This is a genomic window from Stenotrophomonas sp. 3diitr2024, assembly GCF_042136455.1.
GTDB lineage: Bacteria > Pseudomonadota > Gammaproteobacteria > Xanthomonadales > Xanthomonadaceae > Stenotrophomonas > Stenotrophomonas sepilia.
Map to the genome: position 1 here is coordinate 1 of NZ_JBHHMJ010000757.1, position 364 is coordinate 364.

The following is a 364-nucleotide window of genomic DNA, read 5'->3' on the forward strand; positions in this document are numbered from 1 at the left end:
GCCCAGCAGACCGTGCGCCAGTTCGGCCGCAACCTGCCGAAGGACAAGAAGAAGAAGGGCCGCTGAGCCCCCTGCCCGTCCGCAGGTACGGCTGCCGGAATCAACCGCCGAGTGCGCGCCACGCATCGTGCATCTGCTGCACAGCCTGCGGGTTGGCCACCACCATCGCCAGTTCCGCGGCGCCGGCCTGCGCGGACACCGGCGGCTGCACGTCATCGCGCTGCCACAGGCGACGTTCCTGTACACCGATCTGCATGCCGAAGGGGACGAGAAGGACTTCGTTGTGGCAGACGCCACTGCGCTGCCTTTCCCGGAGTAGGGCTTCGACGCGGTGGTTTCGCTGGACGTGCTTGAGCATATTCCC

At 67.0% G+C, this 364-nt stretch carries 1 pseudogene; it reads right to left on the reverse strand.

Annotation, left to right across the window (positions count from 1 at the left end):
• Positions 1-106: 106 nt before the first annotated feature.
• Positions 107-229, reverse strand: a pseudogene (locus ABGA94_RS20125) (drug:proton antiporter); the annotation flags it as partial.
• Positions 230-364: the final 135 nt, after the last annotated feature.